Annotated in this window: 25 protein-coding genes and 1 tRNA gene; 8 read left to right on the forward strand and 18 right to left on the reverse strand. The window is 71.6% G+C overall.

Translation table 11 applies throughout. The features are described 5' to 3' along the window. Nucleotide 1: 1 nt before the first annotated feature. Together AC3IX6_RS16320 and nth are read right to left on the reverse strand one after the other, a co-directional pair. Nucleotides 2-760 carry an NUDIX hydrolase gene (locus AC3IX6_RS16320; RefSeq protein WP_489370800.1) on the reverse strand — a complete coding sequence of 253 codons (759 nt, stop codon included), beginning with the start codon at nt 758-760 and terminating at the stop codon, nt 2-4. A gap of 174 nt (nt 761-934) precedes the next feature. After that, entirely contained in the window at nt 935-1,744 is an 810-nt protein-coding gene (nth, locus tag AC3IX6_RS16325) for an endonuclease III (protein ID WP_489370801.1), read from the reverse strand. A 397-nt stretch (nt 1,745-2,141) separates the two neighbouring features. On the opposite strand from nth, the gene AC3IX6_RS16330 reads away from it, so the two are divergent. After that, nucleotides 2,142-2,816, forward strand: a complete 675-nt coding sequence (locus AC3IX6_RS16330; RefSeq protein ID WP_003981529.1) for a Crp/Fnr family transcriptional regulator — start codon at nt 2,142-2,144, stop codon at nt 2,814-2,816. 152 nt (nt 2,817-2,968) lie between these two features. Then, nucleotides 2,969-3,778, forward strand: coding sequence for a nucleotidyltransferase domain-containing protein (locus AC3IX6_RS16335; RefSeq protein WP_489370802.1), 810 nt, complete (start codon nt 2,969-2,971; stop codon nt 3,776-3,778). A gap of 10 nt (nt 3,779-3,788) precedes the next feature. Here the strand turns inward: AC3IX6_RS16335 and AC3IX6_RS16340 are convergent, their stop codons facing one another. The 4 genes from AC3IX6_RS16340 to sp36 form a co-directional block, all read right to left on the reverse strand. After that, nucleotides 3,789-4,634, reverse strand: a complete 846-nt coding sequence (locus AC3IX6_RS16340) for an MBL fold metallo-hydrolase (RefSeq protein ID WP_489370804.1) — start codon at nt 4,632-4,634, stop codon at nt 3,789-3,791. After that, nucleotides 4,631-5,617 (reverse strand): NUDIX hydrolase, encoded by a 987-nt coding sequence (locus AC3IX6_RS16345; protein WP_489370805.1) that lies wholly within the window; start codon nt 5,615-5,617, stop codon nt 4,631-4,633. The genes AC3IX6_RS16340 and AC3IX6_RS16345 overlap by 4 nt, the downstream gene beginning before the upstream one ends. A gap of 437 nt (nt 5,618-6,054) precedes the next feature. Beyond that, a complete protein-coding gene (locus AC3IX6_RS16350) occupies nt 6,055-6,528 on the reverse strand; it encodes a RidA family protein (RefSeq protein WP_250745361.1) in 474 nt (157 codons plus the stop codon). Next, the gene (gene sp36, locus AC3IX6_RS16355; protein ID WP_112447450.1) at nt 6,525-6,689 is read right to left on the reverse strand and encodes a Sp36 family protein; all 165 of its coding nucleotides are present in this window, start codon (nt 6,687-6,689) and stop codon (nt 6,525-6,527) included. The genes AC3IX6_RS16350 and sp36 overlap by 4 nt, the downstream gene beginning before the upstream one ends. Before the next feature lie 76 nt (nt 6,690-6,765). Here sp36 and bagA point away from each other — a divergent pair, with 76 nt between their 5' ends. Continuing rightward, nucleotides 6,766-7,746 (forward strand): ATPase BagA, encoded by a 981-nt coding sequence (gene bagA / locus AC3IX6_RS16360; RefSeq protein WP_489370807.1) that lies wholly within the window; start codon nt 6,766-6,768, stop codon nt 7,744-7,746. Continuing rightward, nucleotides 7,743-9,092, forward strand: coding sequence for an ATPase BagB (gene bagB / locus AC3IX6_RS16365; RefSeq protein WP_489370808.1), 1,350 nt, complete (start codon nt 7,743-7,745; stop codon nt 9,090-9,092). Before bagA ends, bagB begins: the two co-directional genes overlap by 4 nt. A 29-nt stretch (nt 9,093-9,121) precedes the next feature. On the opposite strand, the gene AC3IX6_RS16370 is transcribed toward bagB, so the two are convergent. Continuing rightward, nucleotides 9,122-9,472, reverse strand: a complete 351-nt coding sequence (locus AC3IX6_RS16370) for a WhiB family transcriptional regulator (protein ID WP_327254199.1) — start codon at nt 9,470-9,472, stop codon at nt 9,122-9,124. A 386-nt stretch (nt 9,473-9,858) separates the two neighbouring features. Between AC3IX6_RS16370 and AC3IX6_RS16375 the strand changes: the two genes are divergently transcribed. Further along, nucleotides 9,859-12,132 carry a transglycosylase domain-containing protein gene (locus tag AC3IX6_RS16375; RefSeq protein WP_489370809.1) on the forward strand — a complete coding sequence of 758 codons (2,274 nt, stop codon included), beginning with the start codon at nt 9,859-9,861 and terminating at the stop codon, nt 12,130-12,132. Between the two features lie 164 nt (nt 12,133-12,296). Here AC3IX6_RS16375 and AC3IX6_RS16380 read toward each other — a convergent pair whose 3' ends face one another. Then, entirely contained in the window at nt 12,297-12,758 is a 462-nt protein-coding gene (locus tag AC3IX6_RS16380) for a GatB/YqeY domain-containing protein (protein ID WP_489370810.1), read from the reverse strand. Nucleotides 12,759-12,837: 79 nt separating this feature from the next. On the opposite strand from AC3IX6_RS16380, the gene AC3IX6_RS16385 reads away from it, so the two are divergent. From AC3IX6_RS16385 to AC3IX6_RS16395, 3 genes are all read left to right on the forward strand, one after another. Beyond that, nucleotides 12,838-13,776, forward strand: coding sequence for a metallophosphoesterase (locus AC3IX6_RS16385; protein ID WP_489370811.1), 939 nt, complete (start codon nt 12,838-12,840; stop codon nt 13,774-13,776). Nucleotides 13,777-13,807: 31 nt separating this feature from the next. Then, on the forward strand, nt 13,808-14,497 hold the full coding sequence (locus AC3IX6_RS16390) for a Pr6Pr family membrane protein (protein ID WP_489370813.1): 690 nt from the start codon (nt 13,808-13,810) through the stop codon (nt 14,495-14,497). Between the two features lie 40 nt (nt 14,498-14,537). Then, nucleotides 14,538-14,611: transfer RNA gene (locus tag AC3IX6_RS16395), tRNA-Pro, on the forward strand. 119 nt (nt 14,612-14,730) lie between these two features. On the opposite strand, the gene AC3IX6_RS16400 is transcribed toward AC3IX6_RS16395, so the two are convergent. The 10 genes from AC3IX6_RS16400 to AC3IX6_RS16445 all read right to left on the reverse strand — a co-directional run bounded on the left by AC3IX6_RS16400 (nt 14,731) and on the right by AC3IX6_RS16445 (nt 24,304). Beyond that, the gene (locus AC3IX6_RS16400; RefSeq protein ID WP_489370814.1) at nt 14,731-16,248 is read right to left on the reverse strand and encodes a tyrosine-type recombinase/integrase; all 1,518 of its coding nucleotides are present in this window, start codon (nt 16,246-16,248) and stop codon (nt 14,731-14,733) included. A 59-nt stretch (nt 16,249-16,307) separates the two neighbouring features. Beyond that, entirely contained in the window at nt 16,308-16,658 is a 351-nt protein-coding gene (locus AC3IX6_RS16405) for a helix-turn-helix domain-containing protein (protein WP_489370815.1), read from the reverse strand. Nucleotides 16,659-16,865: 207 nt separating this feature from the next. Further along, entirely contained in the window at nt 16,866-18,119 is a 1,254-nt protein-coding gene (locus AC3IX6_RS16410) for a DUF3631 domain-containing protein (protein ID WP_489370816.1), read from the reverse strand. Then, nucleotides 18,119-18,448: a hypothetical protein gene (locus AC3IX6_RS16415; RefSeq protein ID WP_489370817.1), complete on the reverse strand. Its 330-nt coding sequence runs from the start codon at nt 18,446-18,448 to the stop codon at nt 18,119-18,121. The genes AC3IX6_RS16410 and AC3IX6_RS16415 overlap by 1 nt, the downstream gene beginning before the upstream one ends. Before the next feature lie 20 nt (nt 18,449-18,468). Then, nucleotides 18,469-19,389: a bifunctional DNA primase/polymerase gene (locus AC3IX6_RS16420; protein WP_489370818.1), complete on the reverse strand. Its 921-nt coding sequence runs from the start codon at nt 19,387-19,389 to the stop codon at nt 18,469-18,471. 79 nt (nt 19,390-19,468) lie between these two features. Continuing rightward, a complete protein-coding gene (locus AC3IX6_RS16425) occupies nt 19,469-19,648 on the reverse strand; it encodes a hypothetical protein (RefSeq protein WP_489370819.1) in 180 nt (59 codons plus the stop codon). Between the two features lie 11 nt (nt 19,649-19,659). Beyond that, a complete protein-coding gene (locus AC3IX6_RS16430; RefSeq protein WP_489370820.1) occupies nt 19,660-20,142 on the reverse strand; it encodes a hypothetical protein in 483 nt (160 codons plus the stop codon). Nucleotides 20,143-20,167: 25 nt separating this feature from the next. Further along, nucleotides 20,168-20,356 carry a hypothetical protein gene (locus tag AC3IX6_RS16435; protein WP_489370822.1) on the reverse strand — a complete coding sequence of 63 codons (189 nt, stop codon included), beginning with the start codon at nt 20,354-20,356 and terminating at the stop codon, nt 20,168-20,170. 241 nt (nt 20,357-20,597) lie between these two features. Further along, entirely contained in the window at nt 20,598-22,685 is a 2,088-nt protein-coding gene (locus tag AC3IX6_RS16440) for a hypothetical protein (protein ID WP_489370824.1), read from the reverse strand. Continuing rightward, entirely contained in the window at nt 22,685-24,304 is a 1,620-nt protein-coding gene (locus tag AC3IX6_RS16445) for a hypothetical protein (RefSeq protein WP_489370825.1), read from the reverse strand. Before AC3IX6_RS16445 ends, AC3IX6_RS16440 begins: the two co-directional genes overlap by 1 nt. Between the last annotated feature and the right edge of the window lie 41 nt (nt 24,305-24,345).

Genomic DNA, 24,345 nt, shown 5'->3' on the forward strand with positions numbered 1-24,345 from the left:
CTCATGCGCGCCAGTCGAGCGGGACTTCCCGGGACCGGTCCCAGGGGCGCTCCCAGCCGGCGAAGTGCAGGATCCGGTCGATCACCCCGGCGGTGAAACCCCAGACCAGAGCCGATTCCACGGTGAAGGCCGGGCCCTGGAAGCCGCCGGGGTGGACGACGGTGACACGGTGCTCGGGGTCCGTGAGATCGGCCACGGGCACCGTGAAGACGCGGGCGGTCTCGGCCGGATCGACCACGCCGACCGGGCTGGGGGCGCGCCACCAGCCGAGCACCGGGGTCACGACGAACTCGCTGACCGGGATGTACAGCGGGGGCAGCACCCCGAAGAGCTGGACCCCGGCCGGATCCAGACCGGTCTCCTCCTCGGCCTCGCGCAGGGCGGCGCGCAGCGGGCCGGTGGTGCGCGGGTCGCCGTCCTCGGGGTCGAGGGCGCCGCCGGGGAAGGAGGGCTGGCCGGGGTGCGAGCGCAGGGTGCCGGCGCGTTCCATCAGCAGCAGCTCGGGGCCGCGGGGGCCCTCGCCGAAGAGGATCAGTACGGCGGACTGACGGCCGCGGCCGTCCTCCGGCGGCAGGAACCGGCTGAGCTGGGTGGGCCGGACCGTCCGGGCCGCCTCGACGACGGGGTCCAGCCAGTCGGGCAGGCCGTGGGGGCGGAGCTCGATGCTTCCGCGCCGGCCGCTCTGGGTTTCGTACGCGCCGCCGTACGGAGCTTCGTGCGCGGCGGTGCCCGCCTGGCGCTTCTGCGTGGCCTCTGTCATAGGCACCCCTGTCCGTGCTTCTGCGTTTCCCCACACCGCCAAACGCGGTTCGGGTAGCGATTCGTTCCTTGCAGGTGCGGGTTCGTTGCCGGGGGCCAGCCCCCGGACCCCCGCTCCTCAAACGCCGGAGGGGCTGGCTTCAGCCGGGGCGGGACAGGATGCGGCTGGGCTCGCTCACGGGGCGGAGGAGCCGCCCAGCGGGAGCGCCGGGAGGCCCGGGTAGTCCGGGGGCGGGCTCAGGCGCTGGCCGGGCTGGCCGCCCTTCTCGTACTTCAGGAGCTTCGCCGCCTTCTCCGGGTCGGTCTCGCCCTCCCCGTAGGCCGGGCAGAGCGGTGCGATCGGGCAGGCCCCGCAGGCGGGCTTGCGGGAGTGGCAGATCCGGCGGCCGTGGAAGACGACGCGGTGCGAGAGCATCGTCCACTCGCTCTTCGGGAAGATCGCGCAGATCTCCGCCTCGACCTTCTCCGGGTCCTCCTGCTCGGTCCACTTCCAGCGCCGCACCAGGCGCCCGAAGTGCGTGTCGACCGTGATCCCGGGGACGCCGAAGGCATTGCCGAGGACCACGTTGGCCGTCTTGCGGCCCACCCCGGGGAGCGTCACCAGGTCCTCGATCCGGCCCGGGACCTCACCGCCGAAGTTGTCGCGCAGCGCCTGCGAGAGGCCGAGCAGGGACTTGGCCTTGGCCCGGAAGAAGCCGGTCGGCCGGATGATCTCCTCCAGCGCCTCCGGATCGGCCCCGGCCATGTCCTCGGGGGTCGGGTACGCGGCGAAGAGCGCCGGGGTCGTCTGGTTCACGCGCAGGTCCGTGGTCTGCGCGGACAGGACGGTGGCGACCAGCAGCTCGAAGGGGTTGCGGAAGTCGAGCTCCGGGTGCGCGTACGGGTAGACCTCCGCCAGTTCACGGTTGATCCTGCGCGCCCGCCGCACCATCGCCAGATGGCTTTCCGGCTTCGCCCCGGCCTTCTTGACCTTGCTCTCTGCCATCCCCGAAGGCTACGCCGCAGAGCCCTCCGCCCGTGGCCGGACGTCATCTCCGCCCGGCCGGGGTTTCTTGGCCCAAGTTTTGCCCTGAAACGGGGGTGACTGCTCCGGGAGGGCTCCCACCGGGCCTTGTTCGCCCACGGCTGAATTCGGTAGGTGAGTCACTCCCCCGGACCCCTTGGCCTGTGCTCTCACCGGCCTGTTGGACACCCGGCACGTCCGGGACACGGCGGCGACGACACCCCCGGACCTCAGGTAACACCACCCCGATCGGCCTCTCGCCGCACAGCACACCCGTACGTCCGGCATCCTTGTGATGAACGTGATTGATCGCACTGTTTGAGCCGTCCGGCAAAATGGGGGAGCGATCCCCCGGCTGGTCGACATAGGAGAGAGACTCGTGGACGACGTACTGCGGCGTGCCCCGCTCTTCGCGGCGCTCGATGACGAGCAGGCCGCGGAGCTCCGCGCCTCCATGGGCGAGGTGACCCTCGCACGTGGTGACGCCCTGTTCCACGAGGGCGACCCCGGTGACCGGCTCTATGTCGTCACCGAGGGCAAGGTGAAGCTGCACCGCACCTCCCCGGACGGCCGCGAGAACATGCTGGCCGTCCTCGGCCCCGGAGAGCTGATCGGCGAGCTGTCGCTGTTCGACCCGGGCCCGCGCACCGCCACCGCCACCGCGCTGACCGAGGTCAAGCTGCTGGGTCTGGGTCACGGAGACCTCCAGCCCTGGCTGAACGCCCGGCCCGAGGTGGCGACCGCGCTGCTGCGCGCCGTCGCGCGGCGCCTGCGCAAGACCAACGACCAGATGTCCGACCTGGTCTTCTCCGACGTTCCGGGCCGCGTGGCCCGTGCGCTCCTCGACCTGTCGCGCCGCTTCGGCGTGCAGTCGGAGGAGGGCATCCACGTCGTGCACGACCTCACGCAGGAGGAGCTGGCCCAGCTCGTCGGCGCGTCGCGCGAGACCGTGAACAAGGCCCTGGCCGACTTCGCGGGACGCGGATGGCTCCGCCTTGAGGCTCGCGCGGTGATCCTGCTGGACGTGGAGCGGCTCGCGAAGCGCTCGCGCTGACGCTGGTCTTAGCTGGTTGAGGGGTCCTGCCCGGTCGGGCGGGGCCCCTTTTCGTGTACCTGCGGCGCCGTTCCGGGGGCTCTGCCCCCGTGCCCCCGCGCCTCAAACGCCGGCGAGGCTGATTTTGGCTGCGCAGGAGGCACAGTGGACCCATGGAGCACAGAGGCCTCGACGCGTACGGGTACTTCGAGCGCGAAGGGTCGCTCGGGCAGGTGCAGGACGGGTTCCGGGGGCTCGTCGCCGCCGCGCGGGAGCGGATCGGGGAGGCGTACGGGCGACGGCTGCACAGCGCCTACCTGTACGGGTCCGTGCCGCGCGGGACGGCCCGGCCCGGGCGGTCCGACCTCGACCTGCTGATCGCCCTGCACCACGCGCCCGGCGAGGAGGACCGCGACACCACCGAGGCACTGGCGCGCGGCCTCGACGAGGAGTTCGCGCAGATCGACGGGGTCGGGGTCCTGCTGTACGGCAAGGACCGGCTGCTGAGCGAGCAGGAACGTTACGACCTGGGCTGGTTCCTCGCCTGCCTGTGCACCCCGCTGCTCGGCGCGGACCTGGCCGAGCACCTCCCCCGCTACCGGCCGGACAGCCTGCTCGCCCGCGAGACCAACGGCGACCTGGCCGAGCTGCTGCCCCGGGTGCGCGAGCGGATCCGGGACGCGGCCTCCCCGGAGGAGTACCGCGCGCTGTGCCGGGGCGTCTCTCGGCACCTCGTGCGGACCGGGTTCACCCTCGTCATGCCGCGGTGGGGCGGCTGGACCAGCGACCTCACCGAGTCGGCGGAGGTGTTCGCGCAGTACTACCCCGAGCGCGCCGACCAGATGCGCGCCGCGGCCGCCGCCGCACTGGACCCGGTCGCCGACCCGGCCGTGCTGCGCGCCTACGTCGAGGACCTCGGGCCGTGGCTCGCGGACGAGTACACGGCCCGGCACGGGACGAAGACGGCCCGTCCGGCGGGCTAGGCCTGCCTGCTCACTCCGGGGCCCCGGGGATCAGCCCGTGCTCCTTCAGGTACTCCAGCTGCGCGCGTACGGACCATTCCGCGGCCGGCCACAGGGACCGGTCCACATCCGCGTAGACGTGGGCGACGACCGCCTCGGGGGTGGTCAGGCCGTTCTCCACCGCCGTCTCGATCTGCGCGAGCCGGTGCGCCCGGTGGGCGAGGTAGAACTCCACCGCGCCCTGTGCGTCGTCCAGGACCGGCCCGTGTCCCGGGAGCACCGTGTGGACCCCGTCGTCGACCGTCAGCGAGCGCAGCCGGCGCAGGGAGTCCAGGTAGTCGCCGAGCCGCCCGTCGGGGTGCGCGACCACGGTGGTGCCGCGCCCCAGGATCGTGTCACCGGTCAGCACCGCCCGGTCGGCCGGCAGGTGGAAGCAGAGCGAGTCCGCGGTGTGGCCGGGCGTCGGCACCACGCGCAGTTCCAGACCGCCCGTGCGGATGACGTCCCCGGCGGCCAGGCCCTCGTCGCCCAGGCGCAGGGCCGGGTCCAGGGCGCGGACCTTCGTCCGGGTCAGCTCGGCGAAGCGGGCCGCGCCCTCCGCGTGGTCGGGGTGTCCGTGGGTGAGGAGGGTGAGCGCGACCCGCTTGCCCTCCTTCTCGGCGGCGTCGATCACCGCGCGCAGGTGTACGTCGTCCAGCGGGCCGGGGTCGATCACCACGGCCAGGTCGGAGCCGGGCTCGGAGACCAGCCAGGTGTTGGTGCCGTCGAGGGTCATCGGGGAGGCGTTCGGGGCCAGGACGTTCACCGCGCGGGCGGTGGCGGGTCCGGAGGCGACCATCCCGCGGGGCTGGCCGGGCAGGGCGGCGGCATCGGTCATGCGGGGGCTCCTCCCGGGGTCGCGGGGCCCGGGGTCGCGGGGCCCGCGGTCGCGGGGCCCGCGGTCGCCGGGCCGGGCTCCGCGGGGCCGGGGCCCGTGATGCGGACCCGCTTGGTGAACTCGTCGTGGCCCGGCCAGCTGAGCACGAGCTCCCCGTCCTCCAGGGCGGCCCGGGCGAGGACCGGGGTCAGGTCCTGGGCCCCGGCCGCCGCGAGGGCCTCGACGGGGCTCCCGTACGGCTCCAGGGAGCGCAGGGTGGTGATGGTGGGCGGCATCATCAGCAGCTCGCCCTTGTCGTAGCCGGCGGCGGCGTCGGCGGGGCGGATCCAGACCGTGCGGTCGGCCTCGGTGGAGGCGTTGCGGGTGCGCTGCCCTTCGGGGAGGGCCGCGACGAAGAACCAGGTGTCGTACCGGCGCGGCTCGAACTCCGGGGTGATCCAGCGGGCCCACGCGCCGAGCAGGTCGGAGCGCAGGACGAGGCCCCGGCGGTCGAGGAACTCGGCGAAGGACAGCTCACGGGCGACCAGGGCCGCGCGGGCGGCCTCCCAGTCCTCGCCGGTGGTGTCGCCGACGACGGTGTCCGCGGACTCGCCCGCGAGCAGGACCCCGGCCTCCTCGAAGGTCTCGCGGACGGCTCCGCAGACGATCGCCTGGGCGGTGGCGGGGTCGGTGCCCATCCGCTCGGCCCACTCGGCACGGCTCGGGCCGGCCCAGCCGATGCGGTGGTCCTCGTCCCGGGGGTCCACGCCGCCGCCGGGGTACGCGTAGGCGCCTCCGGCGAAGGCCATCTCGACCCGGCGGCGCAGCATGTGCACGGCGGGGCCCTCGGGGGTGTCGCGCAGCAGCATCACGGTGGCGGCGCGCCTGGGTTCCGTCGGGATGAGGGCGCCGTCCGCGAGCGCGCGGATCCGGTCGGGCCACTCCGGCGGGTACCACTGACCTCCGGCGGAGGTCTCTTGCTGACCGTACTGACCATTCGGCATGGCGGGATGCTACGGCCATCCGGGCCGATGTTCGAGGGGTGTCCTCGCAGGCCCCGCCGCACGGGGGACGCTGCGCGGCTGCGGAGGTGCCGCTGCGCGGCTGCGGAGGTGCCGCTGCGCGGCTGCGGAGGTGCCGCTGCGCGGCTGCGGAGGTGCCGCTGCGCGGCTGCGGAGGTGCCGCTGCGCGGCTGCGGAGGTGCCGCTGCGCGGCTGCGGAGGTGCCGCTGCGACCCTTGCCGCTGCGCGGGGAGAAGTTCCCCTACCCGCCCTTCCACCGTTCCCCGGGCCGCGCCCGGACCCCTGGGGCTCCGCCCCGGACCCCGGTCCTCGAACGCCGGACGGCTGGAGAGACGCCGGAGGGGCTGGATCTGCCCTGCGGGCAAGATCCAGCCCCTCCGGGGCGAACGTGTCAGCCCCTCATGGGGCAGACGGCAGGGTCAGGCTCCCGGGACCAGTTCGACCTGGATCTCGATCTCGACCGGGGCGTCCAGCGGGAGGACCGCCACGCCGACCGCGCTGCGGGCGTGGACGCCCTTGTCGCCGAGGACGGCGCCCAGCAGCTCGCTCGCGCCGTTCAACACGCCCGGCTGGGCGGTGAAGTCGGGGGCGGAGGCGATGAAGCCCACCACCTTCACGACGCGCGCGATCTTGTCGAGGTCTCCGACGACGGACTTCACCGCGGCGAGCGCGTTCAGCGCGCAGGTCGCGGCCAGTTCCTTGGCCTGCTCCGCCGAGACCTCGGCGCCGACCTTGCCGGTGACCGGCAGGTTGCCCTTGACCATCGGGAGCTGGCCCGCGGTGTACACGTAGGCACCCGACCGCACGGCCGGCTGGTACGTGGCCAGCGGCGGGACGACCTCGGGCAGGGTCAGGCCGAGTTCGGCCAGCCTCGCCTCGACGACTCCGCTCATGCCGCCTTCTCCCGCTTCAGGTAGGCCACGAGCTGCTCGGGGTTGTTCGGGCCGGGGACGACCTGGACGAGCTCCCAGCCGTCCTCGCCCCAGGTGTCCAGGATCTGCTTGGTGGCGTGGACCAGCAGCGGGACGGTCGCGTATTCGAACTTCTTGGTCATGGGAGCGAGCGTAGTGCCTGCCGTGCGGGGCCCCGCCACCACCGCCGCCGCCCGGGAGGAATTAGGCTCGGGCCCTGTGAGCAGGCTCCAGGTGGTCAGCGGCAAGGGCGGCACCGGCAAGACCACGGTCGCCGCGGCACTCGCGCTCGCCCTCGCACGCGAGGGCAGGCGGACTCTTCTGGTGGAGGTCGAGGGCAGGCAGGGCCTCGCCCAGGTCTTCGGGGCGGAGGCGCTCCCCTACGAGGACCGGAAGATCGCCGTCGCCTCGGGCGGCGGGGAGGTCTACGCGCTCGCCATCGACGCGGAGCGGGCGCTCCTGGACTACCTCCAGATGTTCTACAAGCTCGGCTCGGCGGGCCGCGCCCTCAAGAAGCTCGGCGCCATCGACTTCGCGACGACCATCGCGCCGGGCCTGCGGGACGTGCTCCTGACGGGCAAGGCCTGCGAGGCGGTCCGGCGCAAGGACAAGGCCGGCCGGTTCGTCTACGACCACGTGATCATGGACGCTCCGCCGACCGGGCGGATCACCCGCTTCCTGAACGTCAACGACGAGGTGGCGGGCCTGGCCCGGTTCGGGCCCATCCACAACCAGGCGCAGGCCGTCATGAAGGTGCTCAAGTCCCCCGAGACGGCCGTGCACCTGGTCACCCTGCTGGAGGAGATGCCCGTCCAGGAGACCGCCGACGGGATCGCCGAACTCCGGCAGGCGGGCCTGCCGGTGGGGCGGGTCATCGTGAACATGGTCCGGCCGCACCACCTCGACGAGGACGCCCTGCGCGCCGCCGCCGGCGAGCGCCGCTCCGAGGTCTCCCGGGCGCTGTCCCGGGCCGGCCTCGGCAGCGCCCGGCGCGGCGGGCCGGCCGAACGGCTGGTGGAGCCGCTCCTCGCACAGGCCACGGAGCACGCGAGCCGGGTGGAGCTGGAAAGGGCCCAGCGCACCGCACTGGCGGGGCTGGACGTGCCGACGTACGAACTCCCCCTGCTCGGCGCGGGGATGGACCTGGCCGGGCTCTACGGGCTCGCCGCGGAGCTGCGGAAGCAGGTGGGCGAGGAATGAGCGAGGCCCCGACGACGGAGGCAACGATGGAGACGACGATGGACGCTCCCCTGCGGCTGGACGTCGACCGGCTGCTGGACGACCGGCAGACCCGGATCATCGTGTGCTGCGGGGCGGGCGGGGTCGGCAAGACCACCACCGCCGCGGCGCTCGGGGTACGGGCGGCCGAGCGCGGGCGCAAGGTGGTCGTCCTGACCATCGACCCGGCCCGCAGGCTGGCCCAGTCGATGGGGATCGACTCGCTCGACAACACCCCGCGCGAGGTGAAGGGCGTCCAGGGCCCCGGGGGCGGCGAACTGCACGCCATGATGCTCGACATGAAGCGGACCTTCGACGAGATCGTCGAGGGCCACTCCGACCCCGAGCGCGCGCAGGCCATCCTCGCCAATCCCTTCTACCAGTCCCTGTCGGCCGGCTTCGCGGGCACGCAGGAGTACATGGCGATGGAGAAGCTGGGGCAGCTGCGGGCCCGGGACGACTGGGACCTGATCGTGGTGGACACCCCGCCGAGCCGCTCCGCGCTGGACTTCCTGGACGCGCCGGGACGCCTGGGGTCCTTCCTGGACGGGAAGTTCATCCGGGTGCTGATGGCTCCGGCGAAGGTGGGCGGCCGGGCGGGGATGAAGTTCCTCAATGTCGGCATGTCGATGATGACGGGCACGCTGAGCAAGCTGATGGGCGCCTCGCTGCTGAAGGACGTACAGACCTTCGTGGCCGCCATGGACACGATGTTCGGCGGTTTCCGCACCCGCGCGGACGCGACCTTCCAGCTCCTCCAGGCGCCCGGTACGGCGTTCCTCGTGGTCTCCGCGCCCGAACCGGACGCGCTGCGCGAGGCCGCGTACTTCGTGGAGCGGCTGGCCGCCGAGCGGATGCCGCTGGCCGGGCTCGTACTGAACCGGGTGCACGGCAGTGACGCCGAACAGCTCTCCGCGGAGCGGGCGTTGGCCGCCGCGGAGAATCTTGAAGAAGGCGGCATTGTGGATCAGGAGTCCGGGAAAGCTGGACTTCGTGACTCCACGGAGACCGATACGGAGAACGGCACTGAGGACGGCCCGGAGGCCGACACCGACACCGTCGCCCGCACCGAGCGAGAGACCGGCGCCGACACCGTAGACGCCGGCGCGGACGCCGACGTGGACGTGATCACGGCAGGACTGCTGCGCCTGCACGCGGAGCGCATGCAGGTCATCGCGCGCGAACAGCGCACGCGTGACCGCTTCACCTCGCTGCACCCCGAGGTGGCGGTGGCCGAAGTGGCCGCCCTGCCCGGCGACGTACACGACCTCGCCGGGCTGCGGGCCATCGGAGAGCGACTCGCGGCCGGGGTTCCGGCCGGAGCGTAGGCGTTCCTACGACGTGGTGCCCGGGTGGTCTACCCGGCTGCCAGGTACGCCTCGTACGGAACGTCGATCTCCTCGTCGGCATCCATGGTGAGGATGCCCGTACTGCGCTCGTACTCCGTGCGGGCGGTTTCGAGCAAGCGCCGCCACGAGGTGACGGTGGGACGCCGGCGCAGCAGCGCACGTCGTTCCCGCTCGGTCATTCCGCCCCACACTCCGAACTCGACACGGTTGTCGAGCGCGTCGGCCAGGCACTCGGTCCGCACCGGACATCCGGTGCACACCGCCTTGGCCCTGTTCTGTGCCGCTCCTTGAACGAACAGTTCATCCGGATCGGTAGTGCGGCAGGCTGCCTGCGCACTCCAGTCGGTAACCCAGCCCATCCCGGCGCCGTCCTCTCCCGAATCGAGGCTCCCCCACGGCGGTAGCGGCATATTCACCGCTGCCAGTTGAGGACGTTACGGAAGGCGGGCACAGTGCAACACCCCCGACGGGCCCAATCTTGAATGGTCCGAACGGACTATGGGTAAGCGGCAGATCACCCGACGGAGTGATCCTGCGACATGCCCGACCATTCCGGCGATTTGGGTGAAATCGACGGGGCATGCTGATCACAGGAGGCGAGATTCGGACATGCGTCCACCCCATTCGGGAAGGGTGAAAAACAAGCCGAGGGGTTGATGTCCCACCGCACTGCTGTGACAGTTGAGGACAGCTTAGGCCAAGGCATTCGCGCGTGTCCGGCGAATGAGAACGTAGGCTGCCCTCTATGGGAAAGAAGCGCTCGGGCGGCGGGCTCACGGGGCCACAGCAGGCCGCCAAGTTCCTCGGTGTGTCCGTTCTCTCCGGAGTTGTACTCGCGGGCATCGCGATCCCGGGGGCCGGCGCCCTGGGGCTCGCGGCCAAGGGGACGGTCGAGGGGTTCGATGAGATCCCGGCCAATCTCAAGACTCCTCCGCTGAGCCAGCGCACCACGATTCTGGACTCAGAGGGTGGCCTGATCGCCACGGTCTATTCGCGTGACCGGCAGGTGGTCCCCATCACGGCCATCTCCCCGTACATGCAGAAGGCCATCGTCGCGATCGAGGACTCCCGTTTCTACGAGCACGGAGCGATCGACCTCAAGGGCATCCTGCGTGCGGTCAACCGCAACGCCCAGGAGGGCGGCGCGGCGCAGGGCGCGTCGACGCTGACGCAGCAGTACGTGAAGAACGTCTTCGTCGAAGAGGCCGGCGACGACGAGACGAAGGTGCGCGAGGCGCAGGAGAAGAGCCTCGGGCGCAAGATCCGCGAGCTGAAGTACTCGATCCAGGTCGAGGAGGAGCTCGGGAAGAAGAAGATCCTCGAGAACTACCTCAACATCACGTACTTCGGGCAGCAGGCGTACGGAATCGAATCCGCCGCCCAGCGCTACTTCAGCAAGCCCGCCAAGGACCTGACCCTGGACGAGTCGGCGATGCTGGCGGGCGTGGTGCAGTCGCCGAGCCGGTACGACCCGGTGAACGACTCGCAGGAGGCGACGAAGCGCCGCAACATCGTCCTCCAGCGCATGGCGGACATAAAGGATATTTCGCAGGCCGAGGCGGACGCGGCGAAGGCGAAGCCGCTCCAGCTGAAGGTGACCAAGCCGAAGAACGGCTGCATCACCGCCGTCAAGGGCGCCGGCTTCTTCTGTGACTTCGTGCGCAACACCTTCCTCGACGACACCGCCTTCGGAAAGACCCGCGAGGAGCGGGCGAAGGTCTGGAACCAGGGCGGCCTGACGGTCCGCACGACCCTGGACCCGCAGTCGCAGGACTCCGTCAACGAGTCCATCAAGGACCACGTGGACCAGGACGACAAGGTCGCGACGGCCGTCACCCTCGTCCAGCCCGGCACCGGGCGGGTCCTGGCCATGGGGCAGTCCAAGCCGTACGGCTTCGGCAAGAACGAGACCCAGATCAACTTCTCGGTGGACAAGAAGATGGGCGGCTCGAACTTCGGCTTCCCGACCGGCTCCACCTTCAAGGCGTTCGTCGCGGCCGCCGCCCTCGAAGGCGGACTGCCGCCGACGAAGATGTACCAGTCCCCGTACGACATGGACTACCCGAGCCCGGTGCGGACCTGCGGCGACAAGCCCTGGGTCAACACCGACGGCGCGAAGGTGGAGAACGAGACCGAGTCCGAGGTCGGCCCGTACGGGATGAAGGAGGCGATGGCCAAGTCGGTCAACACCTACTTCGTGGAGATGATCTCCGAGGTCGGCCTGTGCCCCGTCACCGAGATGACCACCAAGCTCGGCGTGATCCCGGCCAACGGCGCCAAGCTCCCCGAGGTCCCCGCCATCGCCCTCGGCAGTGAGGGCATGTCCCCGCTGACGATGGCCAACGCCTACGCCACCTTCGCCAACCGCGGCGTGTACTGCACCCCGGTCTCCATCGAGTCGATCACCGACGCGCACGGCAAGGCCCTGACGGTCCCGAAGTCCAAGTGCGGCCGCGCGATGACCGAGCGGACCGCCGACACCATCAACACGCTGCTGCTCGGCGTGGTCGACTCCGGTACGGGCCAGCAGTCGGGTCTGACCGACCGGCAGAGCGCGGGCAAGACGGGTACCACCGACAGCCGTTACAACGCCTGGTTCGTCGGCTACACCCCGAACATGTCCGGCGCGACCTGGGTCGGCTCCGGTGGCGCCAAGCAGGTGTCGATGGAGAACATCACCATCGGCGGCCAGTACTACGACAAGGTCTTCGGCGGCGGTCTGCCCGGCCCGATCTGGAAGCAGGCGGTCTCGGGCGCGCTCTCCGGCCGCGAGGCCCCGAGCTTCACCACGGTGAACATCCCCGACACCCCGAGCCCGGCCCCCGGCGGCAAGCCCAGCGGCAAGCCCACCAAGCCCGGCAAGCCGGGCCGCGACGGCAAGCCCGGTGACTCGCGGCCCGGCGGGAACACCGCCGCCGGCCCCACCGGCGGGAACACGGGCGGCACGGGCGGCACCGGCGGGGACGACCCGCTCGGCGGGATCACGATCCCGCCGGGGATCATCGGCGGCCGCGACTAGGCGCCGTAGGCCCCGTAAGCCCCGTAAGCCCCGCAGTGAAGAACGAGGGAGGGCCCCCACCAGATCCGCATCCGGATCGGTGGGGGCCCTCCCTGTCTCCCTGACGGGCCCGTGTACGCAAGCACGCGCGTACGTACATACATACGCGCGTACGTACATACGTCCTAGGACAGGTGCTTCTTGACGGCGGCGGCGACGCGCCCGCCCTCCGCCAGACCCGCGACCTTCGGGTTCACGATCTTCATCACGGCGCCCATGGCCCGCGGCCCCTCGGCGCCCGCCGCCTTGGCCTCCTCGACGGCCTGCGCCACGATCGCGTCGAGCTCGGCCTCGCCGAGCTGCTTGGGGAGGTAGGTGTCGAGGAACTCGCCCTCGGCGGTCTCCCGCGCGGCCTGCTCGGCACGGCCACCCTGCGCGAAGGCATCCGCGGCCTCGCGGCGCTTCTTCGCCTCCTTGGCGATCACCTTGAGGACTTCCTCGTCGGAGAGCACCCGGGCTTCCTTGCCCGCGACTTCCTGGTTGGTGATGGCGGAGAGGGTCAGGCGCAGCGTGGACGAGGCGAGCTCGTTGCGCGCGCGGATGGCGGAGGTGAGGTCTTCCTGGAGCTTGGCCTTGAGCGTGGTCATGCCCCGAGTCTGCCAGGTACGGGGGCTCCGGCGCCCGCCGGTTTCCCGGCGCGCTTGCCGGGTCTGCGAACATGAGGGCATGCGTGCGCGTTACGGAGTACCCCTGAAGGTCACCGCCGGTATCGCCGCGGCCGGGGCCGCCGGTCTGGCCTATGCCGCCGGTTTCGAAGCGCGGTCCTTCCGCCTGCGCCGGGTCACGGTCCCCGTGCTCCCGCATGGAATGCGCCCGTTGCGCGTCCTGCAGGTCTCGGACATCCACATGGTCGGCGGGCAGCGCAAGAAGCGCGCCTGGCTGCAGTCGCTCGCCGGGCTGCGCCCCGACTTCGTGGTGAACACGGGCGACAACCTCTCCGACACGGAGGGCGTGCCGGAAGTGCTCGACGCGCTCGGCCCCTTGATGGACTTCCCCGGCGTGTACGTCTTCGGGTCGAACGACTACTACGGCCCCCGGCTGCGCAATCCCGGCCGCTACCTGCTGGAGAAGACGCAGGGCAGGCACGGACTCAACGGCAACGCACCGGTCGTCGGGGCCGTCCACAACCCGTGGGAGGGGATGCGGGACGCCTTCGACGCGGCCGGCTGGGTCAACCTCACCAACACGCGCGGCCGGCTCAAGCTCGACGGGCTGGAGCTGGCCTTCACCGGCCTGGACGACCCGCACATCAAGCGCGACCGGTACGCGAAGGTCGCCGGCGGGCCGGAGGCGGACGCGGACTTCTCGATGGCGGTCGTCCACGCCCCGTACCTGCGCGTCCTCGAAGCCTTCACCGCCGACCGGTACCCGCTGATCCTGGCCGGCCACACGCACGGCGGGCAGCTGTGCATCCCCTTCTACGGGGCGCTCGTCACCAACTGCGACCTGGACACCAAGCGGGTGAAGGGCCTCTCGACGCACGAGACGCAGGGGCAGCGCGCGTACCTCCACGTATCGGCGGGCTGCGGGACCAACCGCTTCACCCCCGTGCGCTTCGCGTGCCCGCCCGAGGCGACACTGCTGACACTGACCCCGAAGGCCTAGCGCGGGCGGTGGCGCCGGGTACGTTGACAGGATGATCACACCCGGCGCACTCCGCCTCACGACCGTCGCCTTCCGCGCGCTGATCGCGGCCGCGGCCGTCACCGGCCTGGTCATCGAGTGCGTGTACGGCAGCGTGCCCGTCGTCCTGAGCTTCTTCACGATCTGGACGAACATCCTCGTCGCGGTGACCTTCGGGCTCTCGGCCTACCGCCTCCACCGCCGCGAGCCGGACGTGGCCCCCTTCTGGCGGGGCGGAGTCCTCCTCTTCATCCTGATCACCGGGCTGGTCTTCCACCTGGTCCTGGCCAACCCGTCGAGCCCTTTCAACGTGCTCGAGTCCCTGGACAAGCTGTCCGGCGCGAAATCCGTCGCCAACCAGCTCCTCCACACGGTCACCCCCATCGGCGCCGTCCTGGACTTCCTCCTCCTGACCGCCCCCCGCACCCTGCGCCCGCGCTACGCCGCGCAGTGGCTGGCGTACCCGCTGCTCTACGTGGTCTTCGCGCTGATCCGCGGCGCCCTGCTCTCCCCCGGCGTCCCGAGCCGGTACACGTACCCCTTCATCGACGCCGCCCAGTACGGCTACGCCAGGGTCGCGCTGAACGCGGTGGTCCTGGGCCTCGCCTTCTACGCCATCGGCCTGGCCCTGGTCGCGGCGGACCGCTACCGCCCGCCGCGCGAAAACCGGATTTCGTCTCCGGCCGAGGGTCCGCTAAAGTAATCGATGTCGCCAGGGCAGCAAGCGCTGCAAGGGTGGACATCGGGGTGTAGCGCAGCTTGGCAGCGCGCTTCGTTCGGGACGAAGAGGTCGTGGGTTCAAATCCCGCCACCCCGACGCTGAAGTACCAGGTGAGAGCCGGTGCAGAGAAATCTGCACCGGCTCTCCTTGTTTCTCCCCACCCTCTGGGGAGAATCCTGGGAGAAAGCTCCGCCGAAAGGGCTCTCCGCTCGCTCCTACGGGCGGCCCCTCAGCAGCGCGTCGAGGACGGCCACGGGCGACCCCGAAGCCATCTGCCGACGCGCGTCGAGCGCCTCCTCCCACATGCCGGTCAGGCCGGCCAGAAGTTCGCGGCGCATCTCCGCGGTGATGTGGGAGTAGCGGGCCTGGACCGAACCGTCCTCGTGCCCCATCCGCTCGTCCTTCAGCTTCGGCGGCGTCCGGAGCTCGTCCATCATCGTCTTGTGGCTATGCCGCAGCCCGTGCGGCGTGAGCCCACGCGCGATCGGAACCCAGGAGGCTTCCGCGCGGCCGGCGGCGCCCCGGCCGCGGGCGGGAACTCCCGGCCAGGGCTCCGCCCGCAGCGGCACCGGCCGGGCCTCCTGCGGCGCCTTCTTCGGGTACCAGCCGGTCGCCGCCGGGTGGAACAGCCACGTGGCGAAGCCGTTGCGCCGCCAGTGGGCAGCGTTCTCCCCCGACGACCAAAAGCGGACGAAGCCGAGATCGACCATGGCCTTCTCGACTCCGGCCCGTGTCGCGTCGGTGACCGCGCCGGGCCGGTTCAGCACGTTCGAGACCGTGCCGGTGGAGACTCCGGCGACGCGCGCCACGTCGACCAGCTTGGCGCCGGGCCGGCGGGCCGCTCCGTTGGCGGCGGAGTGCCCGCTGAACAGGTAGCGCAGTCCGTGGCAGCCGCACTGCTTCTCCCCCGCCCGCGCGACCTGGCCGGCAAGGAGCCGCGAGAGCCAGTCCGGCGTATCGATCGTCCGGTACGAGTCGTCCTTGGGCGGGCACAGGTGCATCTCCCCGGAGTCGAGCTCGTAGAGCTGGGACTCGACCCGTACGGATGCCGGCCGGACGAACTTCGTCTCCAGCCCGACGATCTCGCCCCACCGCATCCCGGTGTAGCCCTTGAGCACGACGGCGACGAACTCGTCGTCCCGGCCGGAGAGCAGAGCGGCCCGCTCGGCGATCAGCAGCACGCCGAGCGCGGACGTCACCACCTTCTCCGGTCCCCGGTTGCGGGACCGGCCGGCACGCTTGCCGCGGCCCCGGCGGCGGGTCGCGGGGTTGGAGTCGCGGAGTTCCTCGTCAACCGCGTCCGCGAGGATCAGGTGCAGGGTGCCGCGCCACGTCTTGATGCTGCTGGCCGCGTAGCCGCGGGCGCGCTCGCCGCGCTCCCAGGCGTCGATCTCCCCCTTGGTGATCTCGTCAACGACGGCGTCCTCGAACTCGGGGAGCAGGTGCTCCTCGATGTGCCGCCGGTAGTTCTGCATGGTGGACGCTGCCAGGTCCTGGGCCTCGTACCACCTGCTCGCGTACTCGCCGAAGGTGATGCGCTCCGCCTCCGACACCGGGGCCGCCTGGCTGGCGGCGAGCGCCTTCTCCTCCTCAACTGCCGCCGCCTTCTCGGCGGCCCGCTTCGTCCGGAAGCGGATCGTCTTGCCGTTGTCGTCCGTGACGGCGGGGTACTTGCCGGGAGCGGCCTTGTACCGGCCCCGCCAGTAGTCGCCGCGGTTCTCTGCGAATCCCAAGGTTCTCTCTCTGAAGGTCAAAGCCCCGCCCGGACTAGCCGGGCGGGGCTGGGCAGTTGCTACGCAGCGCTCTGCTGCTGGTCCGGCATAGCGATCCGGCGCGGGGGCCGGGCGCGCAGCCTCTGGGGAGCCGTGTTCTGTCGGACGGGCTTGGGCAGGACGGCCCCCTGTACGACGGGGGTACGGGCCCTCGTCGGCTGTACCCCCGCGTTGGTCGATGGCCGGGCTTCGAAGAGGCGGAGGATCTCCGCGAACTGCTCCCCCGTGAAGCGGTAGGCCCGGCCCGGCTGCGTGAACGGGATACACCGCTTCCGAGCCTGCTCCTTCACCCACCACTCGGACATGCCGAGCGCTTTGGCGATGTCCGACGGGGAATAGAGACGCGGCAGAGCGTCCGGCTTTGCGGTCACGTTCAGTCCTCTCGGTTGCCGCTGCGATGACTTGGTACCGCTGACCGCCACGTCTGCCGCTGGCCCTTCCTCGGGCCCTGGGGATCCGCAACATCCGCCACGCCGCAACGTTGCTGGTCAGCGGCTTGCGTTTGTGGCGGATCGGGATTCTGTGGCGGATAGGTGCCGCCACACGCGGGGTGTGGCGGCACCGGGTGGTCGCGGGAGCTAGCCGGCGACGGAGAAGAGCGGCGTGGCGGTTTCCGTGTGCGTGTGGCGGATGGCTGTGGCGGTATCCGCCACAGATTCACCCCCGCTGACCTGCGGTGTGGCGGCTGTGGCGGCTGTTGCGGACTTCTGGGGGTGCGGGGGGCAGTAGCGGGCCCAGGCGTCGGCCAGGTCTTCGGCGTAGTAGCCCTTGGGCGTCGCGGAGCCGACTCGGATCCCGCGGGGCTTGATGGGCTTGTTGGCCGAGGTGACGTACTGGCCGAGCATCTGGGACAGGACGCGGGAGGTGAGGGGCTTGCCGTCCATGTCGGCCCAGGGGGCGTCGTCCATGCGGAGGAGGCACTCGAGGATCGCTGCGGTCGGCATCCGTTCCTGGCCGTGGAAGACGTGGTCGCGTAGGTCGATCAGCAGGCGGATGCCGAGGGAGGAGGCGTCGTTCTCCTTGGCGGCGGAGACCAGTTCGAGGCAGGCGTCGCGGGCTCGGCTCGGCCAGTCGCCTCCCGCGGCTTCGGCGACGGAGAGGAGGGGTTCCCACACGTCCGCCGGCCGGTCGGAGACTCCGTCAGGCATGGTGGGCCAGGACCCGGTGACCTGCTCGCGGATGGATTCGGTCCAGGCGGCGAGCCGGTCGCGCAGGGCGTTCCCCTGCTTCTTGTGGATGCGTTCCCGCCAGGGCTCGCACTTCTCGTTGGGGGCCTTCTTACGCATCCGGATGATGACGGAGCGGGTGAAGACGGTGTCGGGTAGGGAGCCGAGTCCCGCGAGGGCGACGGCGCAATAGGCGGGGAAGCCCTCCACGGTCTGGTTGGTGCCCTCCCCGACGCACCGGTACATCTTCCGGCCCCGGGTGTGACCGGCGTTGAGGAACTTGCGCAGGTTCTCATCGCCCGCGGCCTTGGGGCCGAAGATGGTGTCGATCTCGTCGAAGAGGATCGTGGGCCGTTCCCCTTCGACTCCGGCGACGGACCGGAACAGCGCGGACTGCGAGGCGTCCACCGCTGCCATGGAGTTGGGCACGAGGGTCTCGATCACGTCCAGGGCGCGGCTCTTGCCGGAACCGGGCTCCGGGGAGAGGAACGCGATCCGCGGGGTGGCGTCGAAGGCGTCGAGCAGGTGCGCGTGCGCGTCCCACAGCGTCACGGCGACGTACGCGGCCTCGCGCGGGAAGATGTTGAACCGGCGGTGGAAGGCTTCCACCTCGTCGAGCAGGGCCGCCCCGTCGATGGGCGCGACCGTGGGCTTGTGGTCGCTCATCAGGCGGCCTTCCCTTCCTGGGATACGAGCTGGGGGCAGGCGGTGCGGTGGCGCACGTGGTCGTCGATCAGGGCGAGCGCGCGGGTCTGGCCGGCGGCGAACAGGTCCCGTCCGCACGAGCACCACGAGCGGGCGGAGGGGGTGACGCCTCGTCCGGGTGCGGTGATGTGGAGCCAGGCGACGGGGCGGCGCCCGTCGTCATGGCGCGGGTCAGGGAGAACAGATGAAGGGACGCCTTCGGCGACGACCTTCGGCGCGCCACTGCCGTCCGTGGTCCGGGCCGGTTCGGCGGAGCGGGGGCCGGTGGGCGCGAGGGTGGGGCCTTCCAAGGGGGGATGATGGCGGGCGCTCATGCCGCATCCCGGGCCCGGACCGTTCGGGCGGAGCTGTCCAGGGCGCTGCGGATCGTGGAGCGGCACTCGGCAGCGGTGAGTCCCCGCTCCTCCCCCGCCCCTTGGAAGGCCACCTCCACCTCATCTCGGGCCAGGTCGCCCCACGCGACAAAGCGCCCCACCTTGAAGGCGCTCCGGTTGAGCGTGTTGTTCGCCTGCCCTGCGGGGGCGGCGCGGACCACGTTGCACTCGGCGTCCAGCGCCGCGCGGGCCGCGCTGGTGCCACTGACGGCCGGAGCCAGCAGCCGCCGGGCCTGGACCGGGGCGGGCACCTCGAGTAGGGACAGCAGCCAGCCGGGGAGCTGCGCGACCGGCGCGGGGTCGGTCACCTCGTACATCCCCGCCGCGGTACTGCTGCCGGGCGCGACGACGTAGCCACCGTGGGCGCGGGTGTCGATGCGCGGGCCGAGCCTGCCCGCCGTGTTCCCCAGCCGGATCCCGGCCGGGGCGGTGAAGTACAGGTGCGCCCCACCGGAGGGGGTCCGGGTGCGGTAGGTAGTGGGGACGGCCTGCCCGGCGCGCTCGCAGAGCGCCAGGAAGGTCTCCGCGCCGCCAGGCGCATCCGGACTGCTGTTGGTCTTGGGCGTATCCAGGTCGATGACGATCAGTCCGGCGGGGCCGGTGGCCAGGCCGATGTTGTACGGCTTGTGCGTCCAGCAGCGGACGATCGTGTTCCCGTCAGTGGTCGCGCGCTGCTCCCACTTCAGGTGCCCGTCGGCGCAGCCGCCGGTGCGCGGGCAGCGGTCCTCTTTGTGGAGGGCGGGCTTCTTCGATCCGGGGTGGAGCGGGAAGACGGGCCAGCCTCGGGCGGCGAGGCTGAGGGCTTCGGCGAGCAGTCGTACTCGGCGGTCTCGCCGGATGGGGGCAGGTTGGGTCATGCTTGGGGTCTCCAGTTCTGAGGTTCTGGAAGAGGGCGGCCCCGCTTCATTGGCGTGAGAGGGGGCCGCCTTCGTCGTGTCAGTGGCAGGTGTGGTCGGTGGCGAAGTCGATCAGGCGCTTGGCCTCGTCGGTGGTGATCTGGCGGTACCGGATGTGGATACGGCAGCCGGGGTGGGGGCAGCGGATGGTGCGCTTGCCGTTGAGGAGGGCGAGCGCGTCAGAGACGCGCTCGGAGAGCGGCTGAGGGTCCTGCTGCATGGGGTGGCCTTTCAGCGCTGGTTGAGGGTTCCGGTGGCGCGGCCGAACATCCCGGACGCGGTGATGTTCTGGGTGACGTGCTGCACGGGCGCTGCACCCCCGCCCGACCTGCGTCCGGCGCGGAGGAGCATTGGTGCGATGACGCCGGCGGCAATGAGGGCGATGGCGGCCCAGAGGGCTTCGGTCATGGCGATCAGTCCCGGGGCGGCGTAGGAGATCCCGAACCCGGCCGCGGCGACCCCGCCGCCGACGGTCGGAGCGAGCAGGGCGGTGGTCTTGGCCCACGCCGGTACCGGCTGCGCGGGCGGTGCGGGCGTGTGGGGTTGGGGGTGGGTGTAGGCGAGGGTCCGGTAGCCGCCGGGGAGGGTGACCATCTCGACTCCGGGCGGGAGTTCGGCGAGCGGCATCGTGGGCTGCTGGATGGTGGTGGGGTAGTAGATCGGGTCGCCGTAGCGGGCGGGCGGGGTGGTGCTCGTGCGGGTCGGCTCATGCACAGCAGGCTCCTTGGCACGGGAGTGGTCAGGTTCCGGATATGGCCGTGAGGGCGGCGCTGATGAAGTCGTTGATGGGGGCGGCGGCGCCGGTCGCGGCGAGGAAGAACCCGAAACCGACGGCAACGAGCGCGCTGCCCGCGCCGAGGGTGCGGGTGCGGAGCAGGACGGCGAGGATCACGCCGAGCAGGACGACGAGGGAGATGGTCACGGGCATGCGGGAAGGTCCCCGTTCGGGGCGGGCAGGCGGCACCGCAGCGGGTGCCGCCCGCGGGCGGCAGGGTGGCTGTATGGGTGCGGGGTTACTGCCTACTGCCTACTGCCCAGTGGCTACTGCCTACTGCCCAATCCGCTGATGAGAGCGGGTTTCAGGGGGCGAGAGTGGACAGTAGGGGCCTGTTCTACTGCCCACGGGGCGGACGGTGGGCAGTAGGCAGTAGCGGGTTGGGTAGGGGTGTTCAGGCGTGGTCGGGGTGGACGTAGACCGAGTGCGGGCCCCGGTCGCGGTAGACGAGCTCACCGCGTTCGGCAGCGCCCTTGAGGGCCTTGCGGACCGACTCCCGGCCACGGCTGACCGCGTCGGCGATGGCGGCCGGCTTCATCCCGTCGGGTCCGGCGGCGTAGAGAGCGGCGATCGCTTCGGGCAGCCAGTCCGGGCCGGATTCCCCGTCGCGCAGCGCCGACAGGTTCAGCCCGGGGCGCTCCTTGCGGGATTCCGGTTCCTGCTCCGGCTGGGGGGTGTTGAACTCGACGGACATGAGCCGCTCGAACTCGGCATCCACCCCCGCCCCCTCCGAGACCGCCGGAGCCTGAACCTGCTCGCGGTGAGCGGACAGGTTCAGACCCCCACTTGCCCGCCCCGTCGCAACGGTGCCCGGGGGGCTGCCGTCGGGCTCCGGGACGCTGTGCTCGTGCTCGGTGATCCATGCGGTGCGGCCGTGGTCCCACCGGCGGGCGTAGTCCGCGCCAGCCGCCTTCGCCGAGACGGAGTCCAGTCGCGGGTGGCGGTCGCTCGTGGCGTGGACGATGTCGCGGATCTGGTTGGGCAGGATCCGCCACGTCCCGAACAGACCGGCCGGGGATTCGGGGGTACCCATGAAGCCGGTGCCCTTGTCCGGGGCCTGCTCGATCCGCAGCCCGTTCCCTCCGGGGAACAGCTTCGAGAGGTCCATGCCCTCGGTCGCCCCGCCGGTCAGCGCCACCCGCGTCTTGGCTTCCCGCCGGATCATGACGTTGCCCAGCACGGACCCGGTCGCGCCCAGGGCGGTGAGGACGGTGCGGATGCCCATGGCGCGGAGCATCCGGATCACTTCGAGGATCTTCTTCGCGAGTTTCCGGGTCTCCTGATCGTTGCTGGTGAGGATCTCGGCGCCCTCGTCGATGACCAGCATGATCTGCGGGATGTCGTGGCTGACCGGGAGGAGGTCGGTGTTGGCCTTGGCCATGAGGTCCTGGTAGGCGCGCTTGCGGTACAGGCCGATCCGCAGCGCGGCATCGAGCATGAGGAGTGCTTCTTCGTGGGAGGCGGCGAGCCAGTCGATCCCGGGCCGGACGGGCTGGCCGTTCCCGCTGCCGTCCATGGCGGGGCGGATCCACGGCAGGCCGGCCGATCCGGCGTTCAGGTCGATGACCCAGGTCAGGACATCGGTGGCGCGGGCGAACCCGGCCAGGATGACGTGAACCATGTTCGTCTTGCCCGACCCCGTCGGGCCGACGACCAGCGCGCACTGCTCGCGGAGGTAGGTGAGGATCGCCTCCGCGTTGGTGCGGTACCCCCACGGGATGCCGGTGTGGATCGAGAGGGCGCTGTAGTCGGAGGGGTAGGTGATCTCGGCGGCGAGGACGTTGGCGGTGGTGACGTCGATGAGGACGCGTCCCTGGTCGATGCCCGGGGAGGCGGCGGCGGTGCAGCCGTGCGGGAGGCGGGCATCGGCGGAGAGGCGGGCGTTCTCGCGGGCGATGCGGTCGTAGGTGGTGCCGCCGGCGGGGAGTTCGGCGTCGATGGTGAAGCCGGTGTTCGTCGGCCACATCTCCACCGCGACGATCCGCAGGGTGATCCCGCAGACCCGCTGGACCCGGTCGACCCACTCGGCGGCGATGGCCCGCCGGTCGGCGGACAGTTCGCGGGCGACCTGCCGCTCGGCGAGGGCGATGGCTTCGAGTTCGCGGGCCTCCTCGTAGAAGCCGACGGAGCGGGCTGCGGCCCCCATCCCGACACCGATCACCGCGAGGGAGCCGAGGGCGGTCCAGTTCAGTGGGCCGGTGGCGAGCGCCCATGTCGTCCAGCCGGAGCCGAGGAGCCAGGAGGCGGCGCGGGCGACGATGGTGCGGGCGGCGAGCCTCTGCCGCAGCCCCGACGAGGTGTGCCCGATCGCCCCGACGGTACCGACGGCCAGCGCCCAGCTCGGGGGCATGTGAGCGAGGGTCCCGACGGTGGCGACGGCGTAGGCACCGGTGGTGGCGGAGAGGGCGCCGGTGATGGGGCCGTGGCCGGCAGCCCAGTCCAGGGCAAGGCCCTCGTGCTTGATGGCGGAAGTGGTGGTCATCAGACGTTCCAGCCCTTCTCGGCCTCGGGCCCGTTGCGGGGGTCTTCGTGGCGGGCGATGTCGGCCTCGTGGGCCTTGCGGAAGGCCGGTCCGAGGTCTTCGGCGACGGCGGTCGCGGAGTTGAGGGCGCCGTAGATGTCGGCGAAGCCGTCCGCGACTTCCTTCTCCAGCGGGAACTCGGTGTCCGAGCGCTCCGCGAGGATCTGCATGACGTTCGCGATCGACGCCAGGGCCTCGGGCAGGCCCTCGATCATCGCGAGGATCTCCATCGCGCTCTCCGGCTCGTAGGCCTGCGCGGCCTGCTCCATTTCGGCGGCGAGCTCTTCGAACCTGAACCCGGATGCGTTGCTCACAGCTACTCCTTGGCTGGCGGGAGGTGCGGGAACGTGCGTGGTGGGACGAGCAGCCGTATCGCCGAGCAGGTCACCCTCGGCGTCCTGCTCGCGCTCGGCCTGCGCTTCCTGCTCGGCGGCGGCTTCGTCGTCTTCGAGCTGGGCGCGGATCTCCTCGTCGCGGGCTTCGCGCTCGGTGCGGGCCCGGCCGACGAGGAACTGGTAGAGGCGCCGGCCCGGGAACATCAACCAGTTCCAACGGAGCCTTCGGCCGATCGGGGTGGTCACCATGCCAAGGACACCGAGCGCGGCGCCGAGCACAGCCGCGGCGGCCCGGCGGGCCTGGAAGCGGGCTGCGGACCGGCGCAAGGCCCGTCGTGCGGCCCTCTGCGCGGGAGCCTGCAGCGCGGCAACCCGCCTGCGGTGCGCCGCCTCCTGCACGCCGGCCCGACCGGCAGCGACCGTCCGGCCCGCACTGCGGTCCCGTATCGAGCGGGCGGCGCCGACGGCTCGGTCGCGGACTCCGGCGGCCCTGCCCCTGGCCGTGGCGAGCGTGCGGGCCGCCGGGCCACGGCCGGTAGTACGTGCTCCTGCTGCACGCTCGTTGGCCCGTACGGCCCGCCGGGTGTCCGCGACCTGACGGCGGGCCTGCACCGCAGCCGTGCGGGCGGCGGACCGGGTCGGGGCCTGCGTCCTGGCCTGCGACCGCAGAGCCTGAACCTGTCCGGCCCGGCCACCGGCCAGACGGCCAGCCGCCTGCACGGCACGCTGCCGGGCCGACGGCTTACCCGCCTTACCGAAGGCGCCACCGGAGCGGCCACCGGACGGATTGCCCGCACGGTGCCGCGCCTTCCCAGCCCTACTGCGGGATCCGGCGCCGCCGCCACTGCTACCGGGTCGAGGGCTGGTGCGGGGCTGCGTCGGGATCCGCCCCAAACCACCACCGCCCGCCCGCCCGGCGGAGGCTCGAGTGCTGGCCGTGGTCGAGGTTGGCCTCGTCGCGGGCTTCTTCTTCCCGGCCTTGCTGCGCTGGTGGGCGGCGGCGGTGCCGAGGACGGCGGCGCCGGTCATGGCGATCGCGACGGCGAGCGGCCCGCTGGCCAGCGCGGCCGTGGCCAGGAGTCCGGCGGCGGTGTTCGCCCCGGACACGGACAGCGGCACCACGGGGTAGCCCCCGGCGGTGTGCTCCACATCCTTCGCGGGGGTGGACGTGCTGATCTCGGCCGGGGCAGGGGCGGTGGTGGCTTCTTGGGGAGGGGCCTGCGGTTCGACGGTCGTTTCGGTCATGCTGAACGTGCTCCTTCAGGGGAGAAGAGGGCCCGGCCGAC

The sequence above is a fragment of the Streptomyces sp. GL_141 genome (genome assembly GCF_057834385.1).

Excerpts from the sequence above, each read along its gene's own strand:
- AC3IX6_RS16320 (WP_489370800.1), bottom strand. The coding sequence starts at position 760 with ATGACAGAGGCCACGCAGAAGCGCCAGGCGGGCACCGCCGCGCACGAA.
- nth (WP_489370801.1), bottom strand. The coding sequence starts at position 1,744 with ATGGCAGAGAGCAAGGTCAAGAAGGCCGGGGCGAAGCCGGAAAGCCAT.
- AC3IX6_RS16335 (WP_489370802.1), top strand. The coding sequence starts at position 2,969 with ATGGAGCACAGAGGCCTCGACGCGTACGGGTACTTCGAGCGCGAAGGG.
- AC3IX6_RS16340 (WP_489370804.1), bottom strand. The coding sequence starts at position 4,634 with ATGACCGATGCCGCCGCCCTGCCCGGCCAGCCCCGCGGGATGGTCGCC.
- AC3IX6_RS16345 (WP_489370805.1), bottom strand. The coding sequence starts at position 5,617 with ATGCCGAATGGTCAGTACGGTCAGCAAGAGACCTCCGCCGGAGGTCAG.
- AC3IX6_RS16350 (WP_250745361.1), bottom strand. The coding sequence starts at position 6,528 with ATGAGCGGAGTCGTCGAGGCGAGGCTGGCCGAACTCGGCCTGACCCTG.
- sp36 (WP_112447450.1), bottom strand. The coding sequence starts at position 6,689 with ATGACCAAGAAGTTCGAATACGCGACCGTCCCGCTGCTGGTCCACGCC.
- bagB (WP_489370808.1), top strand. The coding sequence starts at position 7,743 with ATGAGCGAGGCCCCGACGACGGAGGCAACGATGGAGACGACGATGGAC.
- AC3IX6_RS16370 (WP_327254199.1), bottom strand. The coding sequence starts at position 9,472 with ATGGGCTGGGTTACCGACTGGAGTGCGCAGGCAGCCTGCCGCACTACC.
- AC3IX6_RS16375 (WP_489370809.1), top strand. The coding sequence starts at position 9,859 with ATGGGAAAGAAGCGCTCGGGCGGCGGGCTCACGGGGCCACAGCAGGCC.
- AC3IX6_RS16380 (WP_489370810.1), bottom strand. The coding sequence starts at position 12,758 with ATGACCACGCTCAAGGCCAAGCTCCAGGAAGACCTCACCTCCGCCATC.
- AC3IX6_RS16385 (WP_489370811.1), top strand. The coding sequence starts at position 12,838 with ATGCGTGCGCGTTACGGAGTACCCCTGAAGGTCACCGCCGGTATCGCC.
- AC3IX6_RS16390 (WP_489370813.1), top strand. The coding sequence starts at position 13,808 with ATGATCACACCCGGCGCACTCCGCCTCACGACCGTCGCCTTCCGCGCG.
- AC3IX6_RS16410 (WP_489370816.1), bottom strand. The coding sequence starts at position 18,119 with ATGAGCGACCACAAGCCCACGGTCGCGCCCATCGACGGGGCGGCCCTG.
- AC3IX6_RS16420 (WP_489370818.1), bottom strand. The coding sequence starts at position 19,389 with ATGACCCAACCTGCCCCCATCCGGCGAGACCGCCGAGTACGACTGCTC.
- AC3IX6_RS16425 (WP_489370819.1), bottom strand. The coding sequence starts at position 19,648 with ATGCAGCAGGACCCTCAGCCGCTCTCCGAGCGCGTCTCTGACGCGCTC.
- AC3IX6_RS16435 (WP_489370822.1), bottom strand. The coding sequence starts at position 20,356 with ATGCCCGTGACCATCTCCCTCGTCGTCCTGCTCGGCGTGATCCTCGCC.
- AC3IX6_RS16440 (WP_489370824.1), bottom strand. The coding sequence starts at position 22,685 with ATGACCACCACTTCCGCCATCAAGCACGAGGGCCTTGCCCTGGACTGG.
- AC3IX6_RS16445 (WP_489370825.1), bottom strand. The coding sequence starts at position 24,304 with ATGACCGAAACGACCGTCGAACCGCAGGCCCCTCCCCAAGAAGCCACC.